Origin of the sequence: Desulfitibacter sp. BRH_c19 (assembly GCA_001515945.1) — a bacterium.
Taxonomy (GTDB): domain Bacteria; phylum Bacillota; class DSM-16504; order Desulfitibacterales; family Desulfitibacteraceae; genus Desulfitibacter.
On the sequence record LOER01000035.1, the window covers coordinates 15,195 to 33,068 of the forward strand.

Annotated in this window: 17 protein-coding genes, 1 tRNA gene, 2 rRNA genes and 2 other annotated features; of the genes, 1 reads left to right on the top strand and 19 read right to left on the bottom strand. The window is 36.5% G+C overall.

What is annotated here, in order from left to right; genetic code table 11:
• Positions 1-21: 21 nt before the first annotated feature.
• The 8 genes from APF76_01760 to APF76_01795 all read right to left on the bottom strand — a co-directional run bounded on the left by APF76_01760 (position 22) and on the right by APF76_01795 (position 7,543).
• Entirely contained in the window at positions 22-435 is a 414-nt protein-coding gene (locus APF76_01760) for a hypothetical protein (GenBank protein KUO49923.1), read from the bottom strand.
• 12 nt (positions 436-447) lie between these two features.
• Positions 448-1,890 (bottom strand): cysteine--tRNA ligase, encoded by a 1,443-nt coding sequence (locus APF76_01765; GenBank protein KUO49938.1) that lies wholly within the window; start codon positions 1,888-1,890, stop codon positions 448-450.
• Positions 1,886-2,560 (bottom strand): serine acetyltransferase, encoded by a 675-nt coding sequence (locus APF76_01770; GenBank protein KUO49924.1) that lies wholly within the window; start codon positions 2,558-2,560, stop codon positions 1,886-1,888. Before APF76_01770 ends, APF76_01765 begins: the two co-directional genes overlap by 5 nt.
• 546 nt (positions 2,561-3,106) lie before the next feature.
• A complete protein-coding gene (locus APF76_01775; GenBank protein ID KUO49925.1) occupies positions 3,107-4,561 on the bottom strand; it encodes a glutamate--tRNA ligase in 1,455 nt (484 codons plus the stop codon).
• An 82-nt stretch (positions 4,562-4,643) separates the two neighbouring features.
• A complete protein-coding gene (locus APF76_01780) occupies positions 4,644-5,126 on the bottom strand; it encodes a 2-C-methyl-D-erythritol 2,4-cyclodiphosphate synthase (GenBank protein ID KUO49926.1) in 483 nt (160 codons plus the stop codon).
• On the bottom strand, positions 5,127-5,774 hold the full coding sequence (locus APF76_01785) for a hypothetical protein (protein ID KUO49939.1): 648 nt from the start codon (positions 5,772-5,774) through the stop codon (positions 5,127-5,129). It lies immediately after the preceding gene.
• A 31-nt stretch (positions 5,775-5,805) separates the two neighbouring features.
• Positions 5,806-6,942: a twitching motility protein PilT gene (locus APF76_01790; protein KUO49927.1), complete on the bottom strand. Its 1,137-nt coding sequence runs from the start codon at positions 6,940-6,942 to the stop codon at positions 5,806-5,808.
• 124 nt (positions 6,943-7,066) lie between these two features.
• Positions 7,067-7,543: a CarD family transcriptional regulator gene (locus APF76_01795; GenBank protein ID KUO49928.1), complete on the bottom strand. Its 477-nt coding sequence runs from the start codon at positions 7,541-7,543 to the stop codon at positions 7,067-7,069.
• A gap of 319 nt (positions 7,544-7,862) precedes the next feature.
• Between APF76_01795 and APF76_01800 the strand changes: the two genes are divergently transcribed.
• Complete coding sequence (locus APF76_01800) at positions 7,863-8,258, top strand: hypothetical protein (GenBank protein KUO49929.1); 396 nt, start codon at positions 7,863-7,865, stop codon at positions 8,256-8,258.
• 46 nt (positions 8,259-8,304) lie between these two features.
• On the opposite strand, the gene APF76_01805 is transcribed toward APF76_01800, so the two are convergent.
• From APF76_01805 to APF76_01855, 11 genes are all read right to left on the bottom strand, one after another.
• Positions 8,305-9,600, bottom strand: a complete 1,296-nt coding sequence (locus tag APF76_01805) for a DNA repair protein RadA (GenBank protein KUO49940.1) — start codon at positions 9,598-9,600, stop codon at positions 8,305-8,307.
• A gap of 192 nt (positions 9,601-9,792) precedes the next feature.
• Complete coding sequence (locus tag APF76_01810; protein ID KUO49930.1) at positions 9,793-12,285, bottom strand: ATP-dependent Clp protease ATP-binding subunit ClpC; 2,493 nt, start codon at positions 12,283-12,285, stop codon at positions 9,793-9,795.
• A 6-nt stretch (positions 12,286-12,291) separates the two neighbouring features.
• Positions 12,292-13,332: an ATP--guanido phosphotransferase gene (locus tag APF76_01815; GenBank protein KUO49931.1), complete on the bottom strand. Its 1,041-nt coding sequence runs from the start codon at positions 13,330-13,332 to the stop codon at positions 12,292-12,294.
• Positions 13,332-13,862, bottom strand: coding sequence for a hypothetical protein (locus APF76_01820; protein KUO49932.1), 531 nt, complete (start codon positions 13,860-13,862; stop codon positions 13,332-13,334). Before APF76_01820 ends, APF76_01815 begins: the two co-directional genes overlap by 1 nt.
• A gap of 171 nt (positions 13,863-14,033) precedes the next feature.
• A complete protein-coding gene (locus APF76_01825) occupies positions 14,034-14,501 on the bottom strand; it encodes a hypothetical protein (GenBank protein ID KUO49933.1) in 468 nt (155 codons plus the stop codon).
• A 144-nt stretch (positions 14,502-14,645) separates the two neighbouring features.
• Positions 14,646-15,152, bottom strand: coding sequence for a hypothetical protein (locus APF76_01830; GenBank protein KUO49934.1), 507 nt, complete (start codon positions 15,150-15,152; stop codon positions 14,646-14,648).
• Positions 15,153-15,162: 10 nt separating this feature from the next.
• Positions 15,163-15,582, bottom strand: a complete 420-nt coding sequence (locus tag APF76_01835; GenBank protein KUO49935.1) for a hypothetical protein — start codon at positions 15,580-15,582, stop codon at positions 15,163-15,165.
• Positions 15,583-15,905: 323 nt separating this feature from the next.
• Positions 15,906-16,841, bottom strand: coding sequence for a hypothetical protein (locus APF76_01840; protein KUO49936.1), 936 nt, complete (start codon positions 16,839-16,841; stop codon positions 15,906-15,908).
• Positions 16,842-17,275: 434 nt separating this feature from the next.
• A tRNA-Asn gene (locus APF76_01845) sits at positions 17,276-17,350 on the bottom strand.
• A gap of 51 nt (positions 17,351-17,401) precedes the next feature.
• A 5S ribosomal RNA gene (locus APF76_01850) occupies positions 17,402-17,512 on the bottom strand.
• Positions 17,513-17,607: 95 nt separating this feature from the next.
• Positions 17,608-17,698, bottom strand: a sequence feature (possible 23S ribosomal RNA but 16S or 23S rRNA prediction is too short).
• Positions 17,622-17,700, bottom strand: a sequence feature (possible 16S ribosomal RNA but 16S or 23S rRNA prediction is too short). It overlaps the preceding feature by 77 nt.
• Before the next feature lie 9 nt (positions 17,701-17,709).
• A 23S ribosomal RNA gene (locus APF76_01855) occupies positions 17,710-17,874 on the bottom strand; the annotation flags it as partial.

Here is a 17,874-nt window from a genome sequence, read left to right on the forward strand (position 1 = left end):
TACTTTTTTGCGCTTAGACAATTATGCTTCCTTCTCTAAGTCTAACATATTTAGTATCTCCATTAACCTTTCCTTTTTGTTCTGTAAATATAAATATCCAAGAATGCTTTCAAGTCCTGTACTATATCGATAATCTGAAACATCTGCATTCTTTGGTACGGCTGACTTTGTGTTCCTACCCCTTTTCATTATTCTTATTTCATCCTCTGTAAGTTCTTCAGTAATTTTTCGCAGAAAATCAGCCTGTGCAGATGCCTTGACATATTTTACTGACTCACGATGTAACTGATTAACTTTTGATGGGCCTCTAGAAACCAAATGAGTTCTAACATATAGTTCATATACAGCATCACCAATATATGCCCATACTAGCGGATTCATTAAATCTGGATTAGCATCCTTTGTTAATATATTAAAATCTAAATCCATTTTCATACTCCTCTTTTTTTACACTAATTTCCATTTGGTGCCCTGGGGACTATCCTCCACGACAATACCTTTTTCCTTTAGGGAATCCCTTATTTTATCAGCAATTGCCCACTGTTTTTGTTGACGAGCATCGGAACGAAGCTGTAATAGTATTTCCATTAAATCATCTACTAGACCATCACTTGAATTTGAATTATCAGCTGTGTCTCCTTCTATATCAAATAGCAACCCTAAAACCGTGCCTCCAAGCTGTTCCAATGCTGAATCTGCTCTCCTTAGAGCGACCTTTGTTTTAGAGGTGAGTATAAAGGAAGCAGAATTTATAACACTATTCATTTCCCTAGTAAAGTCAAACAAAGCTGCAATTGCTAAAGCAGTATTAAAATCGTCATCCATTGCTTCAGAAAATTTTCTTTCTAGATCATCAACTATTGTAAATATTTCCTTTGTCTCATTTTCTTTTTGCTCTTCAGGGCTATCCAGAAGTTCTGTTAAAGCTGTTTTAAGATTTTTAATCTTTTCTAAACTTTTAGTGGCAACCACAAGTTTTTGATCATCAAAATCCAATGGACTTCTGTAATGTGTAGCCAGTAAATAGAACCTAACTGCATCTGGAGAGAATTTCTCTAATATCTCCCTAACTAAAAAGAAATTCCCGAGAGATTTTGACATCTTTTCTTGATTTACTGTTATAAAGCCGTTATGTAACCAATATTTGGCAAACCCGCAGTCGCAAGCCTTTGATTGGGCTCTTTCATTTTCATGATGAGGAAATACTAAGTCATGTCCACCACCATGAATATCAAAATGCTCTCCAAGGTACTTCAGAGACATGACTGAACATTCAATATGCCATCCCGGTCTACCCTCACCCCATGGACTTGACCATGATAGTTCTCCCGATTTCGCTTTCTTCCATAATGCAAAGTCCAATGGATCTTTTTTTCGTTCATCAACCTGAATCCGAGCACCAGCCTTTAATTCATCCAAACTCCTGCCTGACAGTTTCCCATAGTCTTTAAAATGCCTTACATCAAAGTAAACATCTCCTTCTACTTCATATGCTTGTTCTTTTTTTATTAGTTTTTGGACCATCAGAATAATATCATCAATGTGATCACTAACCTTGGGATGGATGTCAGCCCTTCTTACATTAAGTCTATCTGCATCTTTAAAATATGCTTGAATATACTTTTTAGCTAGCTCTAGTGGAGGTATTTTCTCATCCTTTGCTTTATTAATAATTTTGTCATCAATGTCAGTAAAGTTTTGTATATACATAACATTATATCCTTTATATTCAATGTAGCGCCTAATAGTATCAAAAACAACTATAGGTCTAGCGTTACCCAGGTGAATATAATTATAGGTGGTAGGTCCACATACATACATTTTAACCTTCCCAGGGGTAATTGTTTCCATTATTTCCTTTTTTCTTGCTAATGTATTATATAATTTAATCATTACTGCCTTCCTCCAGTTCTTTTATTCGGTTTTCCAGCTTACCTAGACGGTCTTCAAGACAGTCTATCATTTCCGAGATAGGATCTGGTAATTTACCATGGTTTAAATCTATAGAATGTTGAGTTGTTATTTCACTACAGTCAATCTTACTGCCATCCATCTTAACTATCTTACCAGGAACCCCAACTACTGTACAATTAGGGGGAACATCCTTTAGAACTACTGAGCCTGCACCAATCTTAACATCGTCTCCGATAGTTATGGAGCCTAAGACCTTAGCACCTGTGCTTACAACTACATTATTGCCAATTGTAGGATGCCTTTTACCCTTTTCCTTGCCAGTACCTCCTAGAGTTACTCCTTGGTATAGGGTAACATTAGAACCAATTTCTGTAGTTTCCCCAATGACAACACCCATTCCATGATCTATAAAAAGTCCATCCCCAATCTTTGCACCTGGGTGAATCTCTATACCAGTAAAAAATCTACTTATTTGTGAAAGAAATCGTGACAATACCAAAAAGTTCTTTTTATATAGATAATGGTTAACCCGATGCATTAAAACTGCATGTAATCCAGGGTAATTCAATATTACTTCTAAGACACTTTTTGCTGCAGGATCCCTTTCAAAAACTATCTGAACATCTTTTCTGACTCTCTTAAACATAGAATCCCCCATTTTTTGAGATTAATTAGCTTCTCCCCGTATTCTTCTAACATTGGCTTCATACCAGCTTCGAGATGCTAGAAGTATGTCCCCAACTATACAAAAAAATCCTTCGCTTATTTCAGAGGCGAAGGATTCCCGCGGTTCCACTCTGTTTGGATAGAAAACATCCCAACTTATTAGCCAATAACGAGGCTAACCGCAACTGCCTATAAACAGGATTCTTGACTTCAGGTGGAGTGTTTACTCCATTTGAAGGTTAGAAACCGTTATCCAGGGACGTAGCACCGCTTATCTCCCACTTACGCCAAAAGCTAGCGGTGATAGTCATCGGACAAAATCCATTTTCAGCAGTTAGGTTTCTAGGTGCATTCGTCGGCTTAGACCGGATCCTTTCAGCCAAAAGGGATCCTCTCTGTAGGTTATAGACCGATTACCCTCCTAGTCATTACCTTTAGTGATTTTTTGTTTCACATTATAAGGGTTTAGATACTACATGTCAACAACTTTAGCTATTATAATATATTATTTATTTTCTACTTATTATTATATTTGAGACATGGAGTTTTGTATCCTATTTGCTATTCTTTCTGGTCCTAAAAGGGGAATCAAATCATGCATTTCTGGTCCTTTAGTCTTTCCTGTGAGGGCAACCCTAACCGGCATGAAAACCTTTTTACCCCCAAGGCTTAAATCTGTGCAGATTTCTTTTAACATAGCTTTTACGCCTTCTGGATTTAGTGCTCCTTTTTCAATCTTTCTCTGTAAAAGCTGGAGAACTTGTGGTACTTGCTCACCCTTTAATGCTTCGATGGCCTTATCATCCTCTACTTTAAATTCATCATTAAAATAAACATCCACATGCTCTGTAATCTCAGCCATATAGGCAATATATTTTCTAGCTACACTTACAACCCCTTGGAGCCACATCTCCTTCTCTGAGTCTATGTCTGCATGGATATATCCAGCTTCTTGAAGGTAGGGTATTGCCATTTTGGTAATCATGTCAATAGCGGTGTTACGAATATAATAACCATTAAGATGATTTAACTTCTCAATATCAAATACTGCAGGGCTTTTCGAGACCCTATCTAATGAAAATTTTTCAATAAGTTGTTCCATTGAAAAGATCTCCTCTTCCCCTTCAGGGGACCAACCCATCAAAGCTAAGAAATTTATAAGGGCTTCTGGTAAATAGCCTTTCTTTCTATATTCCTCTACTGAAGTATCCCCATCTCTCTTACTCATCTTGGAGCGGTCTTTACCCAAAATCAAAGATACATGAGCAAATGTAGGTATTGGTAACCCCAGGGCTTTATATAGCAGAATTTGACGAGGTGTATTTGTAAGGTGTTCCTCACCCCTAATAACATGGGTTATTTCCATAGTGGCATCATCTAAAACAACTGCGAAATTATATGTAGGTATCCCATCAGACTTTACAATAATAAAGTCACCAATGCCATCCGATTCAAAAGTTACAATACCTCTAACCTTATCATCTATTCTAATGGCCTCACCTTCTGGTACCCTAAAACGGACTACGCTTTTACGATTTTTTGCAAGTTCTGCCCTTTCTTCTTTCGTCAGACTTCTACATTTGTTAAGATATCTAGGAAGCTCTCCATTTTGTCTACACAATTCCCTTTGTTCCTCTAACTCTTCCTCTGAACAATAGCATTCATAAGCCTTACCAGAGTCTAATAACTGTTTAACATATTTATCATAGATACTAAGTCTCTCAGTTTGCCTATACGGCTCATAAGGACCTCCAACATCTATCCCTTCATCCCAGTCTAATCCCAGCCAATTTAACGAGCCTTTAATATTATCTTCTGACTCCCTACTGGAACGTTCTAAATCCGTATCTTCAATCCTTAGTACAAGGGTGCCCCCTAAACCCTTTGCAAATAAGAAATTAAAGAGAACTGATCTGGCACCACCAATATGTAAAGGTCCTGTTGGACTAGGTGCAAACCTTACCCTGACCTTTTCTTTCATAATAATTCCTCCTTGTATACTTGTCTGTCTGCCTCATAACTGGGCACCTAATATCACAATTTTGAAGTCAGAAATAATTATATCATCTGCCATCTATCGGTACAACAGATGCTATGGACATAACTGCGATTCCTTCTTCTTTTCCCACAAAACCTAGCCCTTCAGTTGTGGTGGCTTTCACATTTACACAATTCTCCGGTACATCAAGACATCTGGCAATATTATAAATCATTTTAGGTATAAAGGATGCTAACTTTGGTTTCTGACATAAAATGGTTGTATCCAAGTTGTTAACCTTGTAGCCTTCTTCTAAAAGTATTTTATCCACTTTATCTAATAGCATCAAACTATCTGCACCTTTGTATTTTAAATCTGTATCCGGAAAATGATGCCCTATATCTCTTGAGGCTACCGCCCCTAACAAGGCATCCATTATAGAGTGGAGAAGTACATCTGCATCGGAATGTCCATCTAGACCCTTAGGATAATCAATCCTCACTCCACCTAGAATAAAATCTCGACCTTCAACTAATTTATGTACATCATAACCTATCCCAAAACGCACTTATAATATACCTCCTTGCTTTACTAGGTATTCTGCATAATCTAGATCTTCCTTGGTAGTAATTTTAATATTTCTATACTCTCCCAGAACTATCTTGACTAGATGGCCATATGCTTCCACCAAGGAAGCATCATCTGTTCCTTGAAATCCTTCCTTAAAAGCGTTATTGTAGCACTTTTCCAATAAACTTTTAGAAAAAACCTGAGGTGTCTGTACTGACCACAGGGAACTTCTTTCTAGTGTGTTTTGAACATACCCATCAGGCTTAGCTTGCTTTATAGTATCCTTTACGGGTACAGCAACTATTGCAGCACCTTTTTTAATCCCTGTCTCAATGGCCTCTTCTAGAACCTTCTGGGATAAAAAAGGTCGTGCACCATCATGCACGACCACAAATTCTGAATCCTTAGGTACAGCTTGTAAGCCATTATATACTGATGCCCCTCTGGTATCTCCACCTGATACAACATTTAAGACTTTTTGTATGGAGTATTCTTTTATTAGACCTTTGCAGAAATCGACATCAGTTGCTGGAACCACTAGAACCGTTCCATTAATCTTGTCTTGTTTTTCCATTACTTCTAATGTGTATATCAGTAGTGGTTTATTATTTAGAGTTAGGTACTGTTTTTTAACCTGAGTCCCCATTCGGCTACCAAAGCCAGCTGCTACCACTATACTAGTTACGTAAGGCACCTGCTTTCACCTCTCCCCAGGAAGACTTGGTACCATTGTTATTCTTCTCGGCACCCTTTGGTTTAGCAAAAATCATTCTACCAGCAGCCGTTTGTAAAACACTTGTCACTATAACATGTATAGTTTGGTTAATATATTTTCTTCCATTTTCAACTACTATCATAGTACCATCATCAAGATATGCTACTCCCTGACCACTTTCTTTACCGTCTTTTATCACTTGAACTACCATTTCTTCTCCAGGTAGAACAATTGGTTTTACTGCATTAGCAAGTTCATTAATATTTAATACCTTTACACCTTGCAATTCTGCAACCTTATTTAGATTGTAGTCATTTGTAACCACCTGACCATTTAGCATCTGAGCAAGTCTGACAAGTTTACTGTCCACTTCTACCACATCCGCAATATCTTCCTCATAGATTTGAACCTTAATATCCAGTTCTTTGCGAATTTTATTGAGGATGTCTAAGCCTCTTCTTCCCCTATTCCTTTTTAATGCATCAGACGAATCAGCAATATGTCTCAATTCTTCAAGTACAAAACCAGGGATAAGAAGAGTTCCCTCAACAAAACCAGTTTTGCAAATGTCTGAAATACGGCCATCTATAATGACACTTGTGTCTAGTATTTTATATCCATCATTTTTGGATACTGACTTAACTTGCTTGTCTTTCCCAAACTTAAAAATATTTGTTACGGAAAGAATTTCATCTCTTTTCTTTGTTCCTACACTCCAACCTACATAACCAAATACAACACTAGTAATCATTGGTATATAGTCCCCAACGAAAGGGAGCGCAGAAAATGAAACGCCTAATAAATTGGCTATAATAAGTCCAATAATAATACCTATAACACCTGCAACTATATCATACGTAGGTGTTTTTTGCAGTTTCACTTCAAGCCATTCTGTTAATTGAATTATGCTATTGATGATTAATGGTGCAATGGTAAAACCAATTAATGCTGTGACTATGGTGATAAGGCCTGCTATTGCCCATTTTACCTGCTGGGGTATGTCACCTGTGAAGTTTAAATCTAATACATACACAGTTACGGAAAAACTCACAGCCGCAATGATTAATGCAATAATTATTCTAGCTATTTTTTTGAACATTAGTTCACCTCCTTCTTATAGTTTAACTAGCTACTGCAACTATTATACAAATATCTGGAAATAGGTGCAAGAAGTATCTGTTTCTTTAGACAAATAAAAAAAGGAACTGTTAGTTAGTTCCCTTCTAAGCTAACACTTTCTGTATCATAGTTTCCACTTGTTCTTCACCCACATCATTGACTAATACTAGTTCACTAACCAGAATACGTTTGGCACTCTCTAACATCTTTCTTTCACCTGTGGATAAACCCTTATCTTTGTCTCTAATAGCTAGATTTCGCACGACCTCGGCGACTTCAAAAATATTTCCACTTTTTATCTTATCCATGTTAGCTCTAAATCTTTTATTCCAACTAACATTCATCGTGCTATTTCGGTCTTGTAGAATTCCCATTACTTCAGACATCTCTTGTGAATTTATAACTTGACGCAACCCAATATCCTGAACATTATCCATGGGAACCATAACCTTCATTTCGCCGATTGGAATCTTCATTATATAATAACTTCTTATTTCTCCTAAAACTTCTCTCTCTTCAATGGATTCTATTATTCCTGCCCCGTGCATGGGATATACAACCTTGTCGCCGACTTTAAACATTCGTTTACCTCCATGGGGTAATCATAGTATATCATAAGTATACCAGTTAGGATGAATTTATGTCAAATAGCAATTATTATATCATAAGCATTAAAAACCTGTCAATCAGCCTAACGCTATTTTTTTTGCAGTTATTTAATGCAAGTTAATACTGGGTTTAATCACATATCTTTGAATTCAAATAATATGCATCTTTTAAACTGGTAATATCTTATTCTTTCATTTCATTGACAAGACAAGTCTTTTGTCAGTATAATTAAAATACAAAAGCTATTGAAGCAATTTCAAGCAAGGATCAACCTAGCAAAGGAGTGAAAGAATGGATCAGGAAATATGTAAAGATTTTCAAGAAACAGTTGCGCAATTCACAATAAGACACAAGAGCATTCTTGATATACTATCTAAGACAGATGAGGCAAGTGCTAAGGTTAACCGTGCTACAATTAAAGCAGTTACTCAATGCGGATGTATCGAAATTGAAGCTAAAAAACACCAATGGCCTGAAGAAATAGATATTCTGGATCTCAAAAATATGCTTGCCAATGATTTATGTGGACAACTATGTCCTGATTGTCAGGATATTATTGAGACTGAGGTTGGCAAACTTCTGTTTTATATTACAGCTCTTTGTAATACTCTAAAATTAAATCTAGATGATATTCTAGTTAAGGAAAACTCAAAGGTACTTACTCTGGGAAAGTTTAATTTTAGATAGTATTAGTACATATAAAGGTTCATATTGTTATGGGCCTTTTTTGATTCTACCCACCAAAAATTATATTAAGTGCTTCTTCAACTCTATTTACTCCAATTAACTCTATTTTCCCAGGGTTAATATTATTGAGATTTCTTTTTGGCAAAATGCACCTTTCAAAACCTAATTTTTCCCCTTCTATTATCCTTTTTTGGGCGTCTACAATACCTCTTATTTCACCGGTCAAACCTACTTCACCAAATATAAGAGTATTAGGATCTACCACCTTGTTTTTAAATGCCGAAGCAATCGCAATACAAATACCAAGGTCCAGGGATGGCTCACTTGAACGTATTCCTCCAGCTATATTAAGATAAACATCTTCAGTAGCAAGATTAAGTCCTACTTTTTTGTCTAGAACTGCAATCATAAGTAGTGCTCTGTTTAATTCTATTCCAGTACATAACCTCCTCGGATTTCCGTAAGGTGTAGAACTGACCAATGCTTGGATCTCTAGTAAAATTGGCCTAGTTCCTTCTAAAGAACATACTACCGCAGTACCACTACTACCTAATGGTCTTTCTGATAGAAATAGCTGTGACGGGTTGTAGACTTCTTCTAGGCCAACTTCAGTCATACTAAAAACTCCGATTTCATTTGTTGATCCAAATCTATTCTTTACTGAGCGCAGAATTCGAAACTGATGGTGTTTATAGCTTTCAAAATATAGCACAGTATCAACTAAATGCTCTAAAACCCTCGGCCCAGCAATACTTCCTTCTTTTGTAACGTGGCCAGTAAGAATAATCGGCGTGTTTAATTGTTTTGCCAGATGCATCAGCTTGGCTGAGCATTCTCTAACTTGACCTACGCTTCCAGGAGCACTTGGAAAGTCAGGTAAAAATACCGTTTGAATCGAATCCACAACCACCAAACTGGGGGCAACCTCTTGAATCAATTCTATTACTACTTCAACATTATTCTCTGCAGAAATCAGCAGAGTCTCTGACTCGATTTTTAGCCTAGTAGCCCTAAGTTTTATTTGACTAACGGATTCTTCAGCGGAAATATAGAGAACCTTCCCATAACTGGTGGCTACTTTACCACAAGCTTGTAATACTAATGTTGATTTACCTATTCCAGGATCTCCACCGACTAACACCAAGGAACCTGGTACAATCCCGCCACCAAGCACTCTGTCTAATTCAGGGATATTGGTAAGAAATCTTTCGTCTTCATTAGCAGCAATCTCAGACAATGAAAGTGGTTTAACTGCTGTAGACACCACTTGTTTATTTGTTTTTGCAAGGGGCATTTCTTCAACAAGACTATCCCACTTATCACAGTCAGGACATTTTCCCATCCATCTCGGGGATACACTTCCGCATTCTTGACAAACATACCTTACTTTTTTCACCCCACAACCCCCATCTGTTTCCTTTTCTTATAGACTAACAAAATACCTCGTAGAAATAAAGTGAAACTTGGAAATCATGCCCACAGAGTGCATCCTTGATAGATAGACTAAAAGCACCTCATTTAAGGTGCCTTTAGTCTATATCTTTTCTAACTCCAATTTATCGTCTACCACTTTAATAAATACCTTATCTCCTGGTTGATATTTACCTTCCAATAAGCCTTCAGATAAATTGTCCTCTACTAGTCGCAAAATAGCTCTTCTTAGAGGCCTTGCTCCAAACTTTTCATCAAATCCTTCTTCGGCTATCTTTTTCTTACCTTCCTCTGATGCTTCAACTAGAAAACCTTTCTCTTTCAACCTCTCATTAAGCTCCTCAAGCATCAAATCAACTATCTGCAAAATATGCTCCATCTTTAGTGAATGGAAGACTATAGTTTCATCTATTCTATTTAAAAACTCAGGTCTAAATGTTCTCTTTAAGTCTTCCATTATTCTTGATTTCATCTTTTCATAGTTGCTCTCATCTGACTGAACAGCAAACCCCATAGTAGCTTCTTTACGAATTAAATCAGCTCCCACATTAGAAGTCATGATTAATACAGAGTTTCTAAAGTCTACAACTCTTCCTTTAGCATCAGTTAATCTTCCATCTTCTAAGACCTGAAGTAATATATTAAATACTTCAGGATGTGCTTTCTCGATTTCATCTAAGAGTACAACACTATATGGTTTTCTTCTAACAGCCTCTGTAAGTTGACCTCCTTCATCGTATCCCACATACCCTGGAGGAGCTCCAATCAATCTTGAAACTGTGTGCTTCTCCATATACTCTGACATATCCAGCCTTACTAGTGAAGCTTTATCTCCAAATAATGACTCAGCTAGTGCACGAGCTAGCTCTGTTTTGCCTACCCCTGTAGGCCCCAGGAAAATAAAGGAACCAATCGGCCTCTTGGGGTCTTTTAATCCCGCCCTTGCCCTCCTTACAGCTCTGGCAACTGCTTTTACAGCTTCATCCTGTCCTATTACTCTTTCATGGAGTATTTCCTCTAATTTAAGAAGTCTGTCTGTTTCTTCTTGCTTAAGATTAGCTACAGGAACTCCAGTCCAGCTCGAGACAATTTGTGCTATATCTTCACCAGTAACCTCCATGGTGTCTTTACCCTTTTTGGCAATCCATTGAGTTGACATTTCTTCCAATTTTTCTTTGATTTGTTTCTCTTGATCCCTAAGGTTGGCTGCTTTTTCAAAGTCTTGACCGTTTACAGCTTCTTGCTTTTCCTGTTGGATAAATTCTAACTTGTTTTCAAATTCCTTCATTTCTGGTGGAGCCATATAAGATGCCAAATGCACCTTAGAAGCAGCCTCATCTATCAAATCTATTGCTTTGTCTGGTAGAAACCTTTCTGTAATGTATCTATCTGACAGCTTAACAGCAGCCTCTATTGCTTCATCCGTAATTTTAGTTTTATGGTGTGCTTCATATTTATCTCGCAAGCCCACAAGAATCAGTACAGCTTCTTCCTTGGAAGGTTCATTCACCTTAACAGGTTGAAATCTCCTTTCCAAAGCTGCATCCCTCTCGATGTACTTTTGGTATTCATCTAAAGTTGTAGCTCCTACACACTGCAGCTCACCTCTTGCTAATGCTGGTTTTAAAATATTTGCAGCATCAATGGCACCTTCAGCAGCTCCGGCCCCAATTAACGTGTGTAGTTCATCAATAAACAGAATCACATTTCCTGAATCACGTATCTCCTGCATTACTTTTTTTAATCGTTCCTCAAACTCACCCCTGTATTTAGACCCCGCAACCATGCCAGACAAATCAAGGGTAATTACTCTCTTACCTTTTAGAAGCTCAGGAGTTTCACCAGAAGTAATCTTTTGTGCCAAACCCTCAGCTATTGCCGTTTTCCCAACCCCTGGTTCACCTATTAGTATGGGATTATTTTTAGTTCTACGACTTAAAATCTGAATAATTCTTTCAATCTCCTTGCTTCGTCCAATTATAGGGTCTAGCTTATCTTCCTTTGCCAACTGTGTTAAATCTCTTCCATACTGATCTAAGGTAGCAGTTTTTGTTCCGTTACTCCCCTGATTAAAGCTATCATTGTTTTTAGCCTGGTTATTGCTAAAAATATTCCCAAATGGGCCTTGCAATCCTTGATTCCCTCCAGAATATCCTCCAAAACCACCAAGCAATTTCATTACCTGCATTGTAAGCTTCTCATCATTCACATGTAATTTAGCAAGCACTTTCGATGCTACACCTTCTCCTTCCTTAAGTAATCCTAAAAGAAGATGTTCTGTCCCAATATATTTTACACCCAGGTTTCTAGCCTCTTCCGATGCCAATTCAATTACTTTTTTTGCCCTTGGCCCAATATGAATCTCTTTCCCGGGAGTTATAGGATTTTTTTGCCCTGCAAGCTGTATTGTTTCTTCTCTAACAGTTTCTAGATCTACTCCTAAAGAACTAAGAGCTTTAGCTCCAATACCTTTACCCTCCTTAAGAATCCCTAATAGCAGATGTTCAGTATCTAATGTGCTTTGACCTATAGCAGCAGCCTCCTTATGTGCAAGGCGCAAAACCATTTGGGCTTTTTCTGTGAATTTATTTAGCATTTCATATTACCTCCTTAACAAATCTCTAATTATTTGTGACCTATTGATATCTCTTTCCATTGGTGACATTTCCTTACCCATGGAGTACTGAAGATATGCGGGCTGCATGCTAACCATGGCTTTAGTAAAAATGGTAGGATCAATGCCCTCCAAAATTTTCAAATCAATTCCCAGTTTCATATCAGACAATAGTGATAATGCTTCCTCAGAGGTTATTACCCGCGCATTAGTCAATATTCCATAAGCTCTACAAACTTTATCAGAAAGAATAGGTTCAATCTCTCTTGCTAAAAGCTCCCTAGCTGCTTTTTCTTGATCAATAATTTTTAGAACAACACTATACAGGTTATTTATAATTTCATCTTCGCTTCTGCCTATGGTTATTTGATTTGAAATTTGAAAAAGATTACCTACTGCTTCTGTCCCCTCTCCATAAATGCCCCTTACCACAACACCAACCTGTGATAATGCGGATAGAATTCTACTGGCTTGTTTAGTTAATACTAACCCGGGCAAGTGTAGCATTACTGATGCTCTTAATCCAGTACCCACATTTGTTGGACACGATGTTAGGAAACCATACTTTTCATTAAAAGCTATATCCAACTTTTCTTCCATTAAGTCATCTATTTGATCTGCAATTTTATAAGCTTCAAATAAATCTAATCCAGGCAAAATAGCCTGAATTCTTAGATGATCCTCTTCAATAACCATGATGCTAATTGATCTATTTTCATTAATTAGAACTGCACCCTTACCACTATCAGCATGTTCTGGGCTAATAAGATGCTTTTCAACTAATATCCGTTTTTCTAAACTATTTAGATCTTTTAATAGCCAAAAATCTAACTTTGGTTCTATTGCTTCAATCGTCTTTTCAATCATATTAAATTGTATATCAATATCTTCCTGTTTCATTAGATGTGGAAAGGGTAAATCTATTAAATTTCTAGCTAATCTTATCCGAGTTGAGACTACAACATCCGAGTATTGACCTTCCCCTGCGATCCACTTTTCTTCTAAAGAAATCAATTTTTCTTTATGCATTATATTTCCCCTTTCGGTTCAATACTTTTCTCCAAATCCCTAATTTTATCTCTTACTTCTACGGCTTTTTCAAACTCTTCTTCTAATACAAGGCTTTGTAGTTTGTTTCGCAAAGATTTAATTTCCTGCTTTATACGTAAGTCAGAACCTGTCCTCTTGGGAAACTTTCCAGCATGTATATTACTGCCATGCACTCTTTTTAATAATACATTGATTTTATTACCAAAGCTGTCATAGCATTTTGCACACCCAAATCTACCACTTTGCTGGAACTGCCTATAATCAGCACCGCATTTTTCACATTTGACAGTTTCCTGCAATTCCTCTCCCATACTAGCATCATTTCCGCCTGCTTCTAAAAGACCTGTTAAAAATTTATGAATGGAAAAATTATCAGCAAAACTAAAACCTAGTTCTTGTTGATACTTTTTTGCACATTCCTCACATAAGTTCACTTCTGACTTCGCACTATTTATAATTTTTGTTATATGAACAGCAGCGGGCCTCTTTTTGCACTCGTCACAAAACATTTACAAAACCTCCTATCTAATTTGCCTAAAGCATCCAAAATATAATTTAAACTGACGCAAAAAATTTATCCAAATATTCTACAAGATCCCCACTTCTATAAGTGGGCTCTCTAAATCAGGTGGAGTAGAGTCTGCATCTGAGTTCCCAATGTTCAGCTTGGCTGAATGAGTTTACTGAAATTCTTTTCGCAATAATGTTATGAGCATCGCTTTTATAAGTTTTGCCCTTATTTCTTCTTTATTATCAAATTTTTCACCAAAAGTTTCTCGTTGAACTAGGACTTTCATTAAAATCATTTCTCTTTTAGTTAAGAGTCCTTCTTCATGAAGTCTTTTGAGTAATTCTAAAGCTGCATGTTCAGAAACATTTGTATCAATTGATTGATTAATTAAGTGTAGTAGTTGTTCTTTTATTAAGGGTAACTTAATTATTCTCAAGTAACCCCCACCACCCTGCTGGGATTCCACAACGTAACCCTGTTTCACTCCAAACCTGGTTCTAAGTACATAATTTATCTGGGAAGGAACACATAGAAATTGTGCTGCTAACCTACTTCTTTGTAATTCAATATATCCATCATTACTATTTGCTAATAATTCTTTTATATACTTCTGTATCTGATTTGCCAGACTAGACATGTATATATCCTCCCGTCAAGGTTTGACCTTCCTTAACCTTTTGACCTTATCTGACCTTACATATATTATGACCATCATTACAAAATTTATGCAAGTTCAAAATTTTCTTGAATAACGCAAAAAAGGAGCATATAGCTCCTTTTATTACGCTTTATTCACTTCATGCAAACCATTAGTTTTCTTAGCTTTAATTCTTTTGATAAAGCAAATAATATTTTCAAAATACCTTGCAAGCAAAAAGGTTATTATGAGAGCAGAAATAAGCCGTATGCTGATTAATGTAACAGCACTCGCGCCAACTATTACAAATAAAAAAGTATCCTCTAGCAAAGAATGACATAAAGCCAAAAATACATTTACAATAATCAGGTCTTTGTTAGATAAGTAACCCGCACGAGCAGCTTGAATAATTAACCCTGCTCCAAATGTTAACCCAAAAATCAATCCGGCCATCAAAGGAAGAGCTGCTTCCTTTGGAAGTTTAAAAAGTTTAAGTAAGGGCTCAATTAAAAAATATATTTTTTCAAGGATAGATAATGCCTTCAGAACTTCAATAACGACCATAATAGGAATTATAATCATGGCTATTTTAGATACACTCTTTAAACTGCCTGATAATCCGGCCAATGCTGTTTCTAATATAAATTCCATAAAGCCACCTCTATAAGATAATATTTAAGATAACGCCACTAATAAATGCTATGGTTATCCTCAAAATAGCTATTCCTAGAATTGGTATGCCTGTTTTTTTTGCCACTCCTAATTCTACTGGTAGAGAATGTGAAAATAGAAGCATTACAGCAATAATAGTCACCTGTTTCATATTTATTCCAATGGCAACAATTACACCTAAAGCCGCGTAGATATTTATTGCATTTCCCAATACCAGAGCTAAAGACATTTCCCCTGGTAACCCAACTAATGCCATAACAGGTTCAGCTAAAACAGCAATTTGTTGTAGTATTCCTGTAGCCTCTAGAAAACTTAAAATAATATAGATTGGCACAATAATTTTTGCAATATCATACGTAACATAAACACCTTGAAGCAAGCCTTTTCTTACTGCATTTATTAAAATCATCTAGACACCCTTCTTGACCTTTTCTCTTCCCAACATCTATCATTTTACTATAGAGCGAAACTTAATTCACTAGTGAATTTCTAGCTGAGCTAATCCAGGAGCTGTTCAGTTCTAAATCCTGCAGTTTGGGATTTATAGAACTGTTAGCTATCGGGCAGAGCGAAACTTAATTCACTAGTGAATTTCTAGCTGAGCTAATCCAGGAGCTGTTCAGTTCTAAATCCTGCAGTTTAGGATTTAGAAAAAGAAACAGATCCTTATTAAATGGAATAATAAGGATCTGCAAATTACAGTAATTTAATTCAGGTAATACACATTTTTGACTAGATTAATCCATTTTCCTGAAGAAAATCTTTAGCTACTTCATATGTTTCTTCACCATCAACATCAACTCTCTTATTTAACTCCATCAATGTTTCATTATCTAATAGAGCCGAAAGCTCATTAATAATATCTGCAATTTCTGGATAAGCTTCCATTATATCTCCATTAACTGTTGGTGCAGGATTATATACTGGGAAGCAATTCTTGTCATCTTCTAATGATTCTAAGCTAAAAGCAGCAACTCTACCATCTGTAGAAAAACCAATACCAAAGTCAGCCTGTTTTTCTCTAAGAGCATCATAAGTTAATCCCATTGCTAGAAACATTGGATTAATATTGTCTGTGTTTAAATCATAAACATCAGAAAATCTAGCAAGACCATCTTCTCTTTCAAACCACTCATCTAGCATAGCAAATTTCAAATCGTTATCAGGATTATTATTAGTGTACTCTACAAAGTCAGAGACTTTTTCAAACCCATATTCTTCCATTATGCCAGGTCTGGCAATAAATTCATATGTGTTATTACCAGGAGCATAATCCAACCAAACTATATTATTTGTATCTATATCCCAATTTTTTACAGCTTGATAGGCTTCCTCTGCATCAAACATCCCAGGTTGCTCCATTTCAGTCATTAGTACAGTTCCTGTATATTCATAATACATGCTGATTTCTCCTGATACAAGAGCAGGTCTTAATATAGCAGTTTCACCTAAACCTACCTCATTCTGTACTGGATAACCATGGTATTCCAACAATTCTACAAGCATTTCACCTAGGAATATACTTTCAGTAAATGTTTTTGAAGAAACAATTATAGTTGGTCCACTTTCTTCACCGTTTTCACTAGTCCCCCCACCACAACCAAAAACACTAAACATTAATAAAACTACCAATAGGCTAACAAGCAAAATACTAGACTTTCTCCTCACCTTCAAACTCCTCCTTTTAAAATCATTTCCTTTAAAAACTTACTGCTATATAACTACACTTACACCTCCTTAAAAGAAAAACCTTGGTATTACTATCAAGTAATTTTCAATCTGTGCATAAAAGTAGAAATATATTTTAAATAATACTACTGATGTTTGTTTAAATGGCAATAGCTATTTTTTCATTAAATGCCAATTATATTATACAAAAATTCCTTCTATTTTATTACATTAAAGCACTATTATAGCACTCCTTTAAATTGTTGTATAGTTATTTATTTATATTTTACTCTTTTATTAATATAACATGTTAAGTTTAACTTTTGCAAGATAAATCACTAAATAGTGCGACTATGGAATTTCTTGAATGGCATGTCCCCCTTATTCTTCTATAGAATCAAAAAACTAGCTCAGACGGCTAGTTAAAATTCAAATGGCTCCCCGGGCTGGACTCGAACCAGCAACAACTCGGTTAACAGCCGAGTGCTCTACCATTGAGCTACCAGGGAATATGGTAAAGCCTAAATCATTTAAGATTTAAGCTTCGCTTTTAAAAATTAATTCGGCAACGACCTACTCTCCCAGGAAAACCTAGTACCATCGGCGCTGGAGGACTTTACTTCCGTGTTCGGTATGGGAACGGGTGTTACCCCTCCGCCATCGCCACCGAAAATCTATAGAGTTTTTTAGCAGTTTTAAAAATTCCTTAGAATTTTAAAACTTGCGTTATTCTCTGAAAACTACACAGCGTATTCTACCTGCAAGGCTAGATGTCTGATGTCAGATGTCCGAAGTCCGATTGTTGTTACAATTGGTTTACCAATTGCTTCTAAATCTAACCTCTGATTTCTGACCTCCGACTTCTGTTTTTTAGATCAAGCCCTCGACTTATTAGTACCGGTCGGCTACAGACATTACTGCCCTTACACCTCCGGCCTATCTACCTGATGTTCTCTCAGGTGTCTTACCTGGTTACCCAGTGGGAAATCTTATCTTGAGGGGGGCTTCGTGCTTAGATGCTTTCAGCACTTAT

Excerpts from the sequence above, each read along its gene's own strand:
- APF76_01820 (KUO49932.1), bottom strand. The coding sequence starts at position 13,862 with ATGTTTTGTGACGAGTGCAAAAAGAGGCCCGCTGCTGTTCATATAACA.
- APF76_01795 (KUO49928.1), bottom strand. The coding sequence starts at position 7,543 with ATGTTTAAAGTCGGCGACAAGGTTGTATATCCCATGCACGGGGCAGGA.
- APF76_01825 (KUO49933.1), bottom strand. The coding sequence starts at position 14,501 with ATGTCTAGTCTGGCAAATCAGATACAGAAGTATATAAAAGAATTATTA.
- APF76_01760 (KUO49923.1), bottom strand. The coding sequence starts at position 435 with ATGAAAATGGATTTAGATTTTAATATATTAACAAAGGATGCTAATCCA.
- APF76_01815 (KUO49931.1), bottom strand. The coding sequence starts at position 13,332 with ATGCATAAAGAAAAATTGATTTCTTTAGAAGAAAAGTGGATCGCAGGG.
- APF76_01810 (KUO49930.1), bottom strand. The coding sequence starts at position 12,285 with ATGCTAAATAAATTCACAGAAAAAGCCCAAATGGTTTTGCGCCTTGCA.
- APF76_01785 (KUO49939.1), bottom strand. The coding sequence starts at position 5,774 with ATGGGGACTCAGGTTAAAAAACAGTACCTAACTCTAAATAATAAACCA.
- APF76_01805 (KUO49940.1), bottom strand. The coding sequence starts at position 9,600 with ATGGGAAAATGTCCTGACTGTGATAAGTGGGATAGTCTTGTTGAAGAA.
- APF76_01775 (KUO49925.1), bottom strand. The coding sequence starts at position 4,561 with ATGAAAGAAAAGGTCAGGGTAAGGTTTGCACCTAGTCCAACAGGACCT.
- APF76_01830 (KUO49934.1), bottom strand. The coding sequence starts at position 15,152 with ATGGAATTTATATTAGAAACAGCATTGGCCGGATTATCAGGCAGTTTA.
- APF76_01790 (KUO49927.1), bottom strand. The coding sequence starts at position 6,942 with ATGTTCAAAAAAATAGCTAGAATAATTATTGCATTAATCATTGCGGCT.
- APF76_01770 (KUO49924.1), bottom strand. The coding sequence starts at position 2,560 with ATGTTTAAGAGAGTCAGAAAAGATGTTCAGATAGTTTTTGAAAGGGAT.
- APF76_01835 (KUO49935.1), bottom strand. The coding sequence starts at position 15,582 with ATGATTTTAATAAATGCAGTAAGAAAAGGCTTGCTTCAAGGTGTTTAT.
- APF76_01800 (KUO49929.1), top strand. The coding sequence starts at position 7,863 with ATGGATCAGGAAATATGTAAAGATTTTCAAGAAACAGTTGCGCAATTC.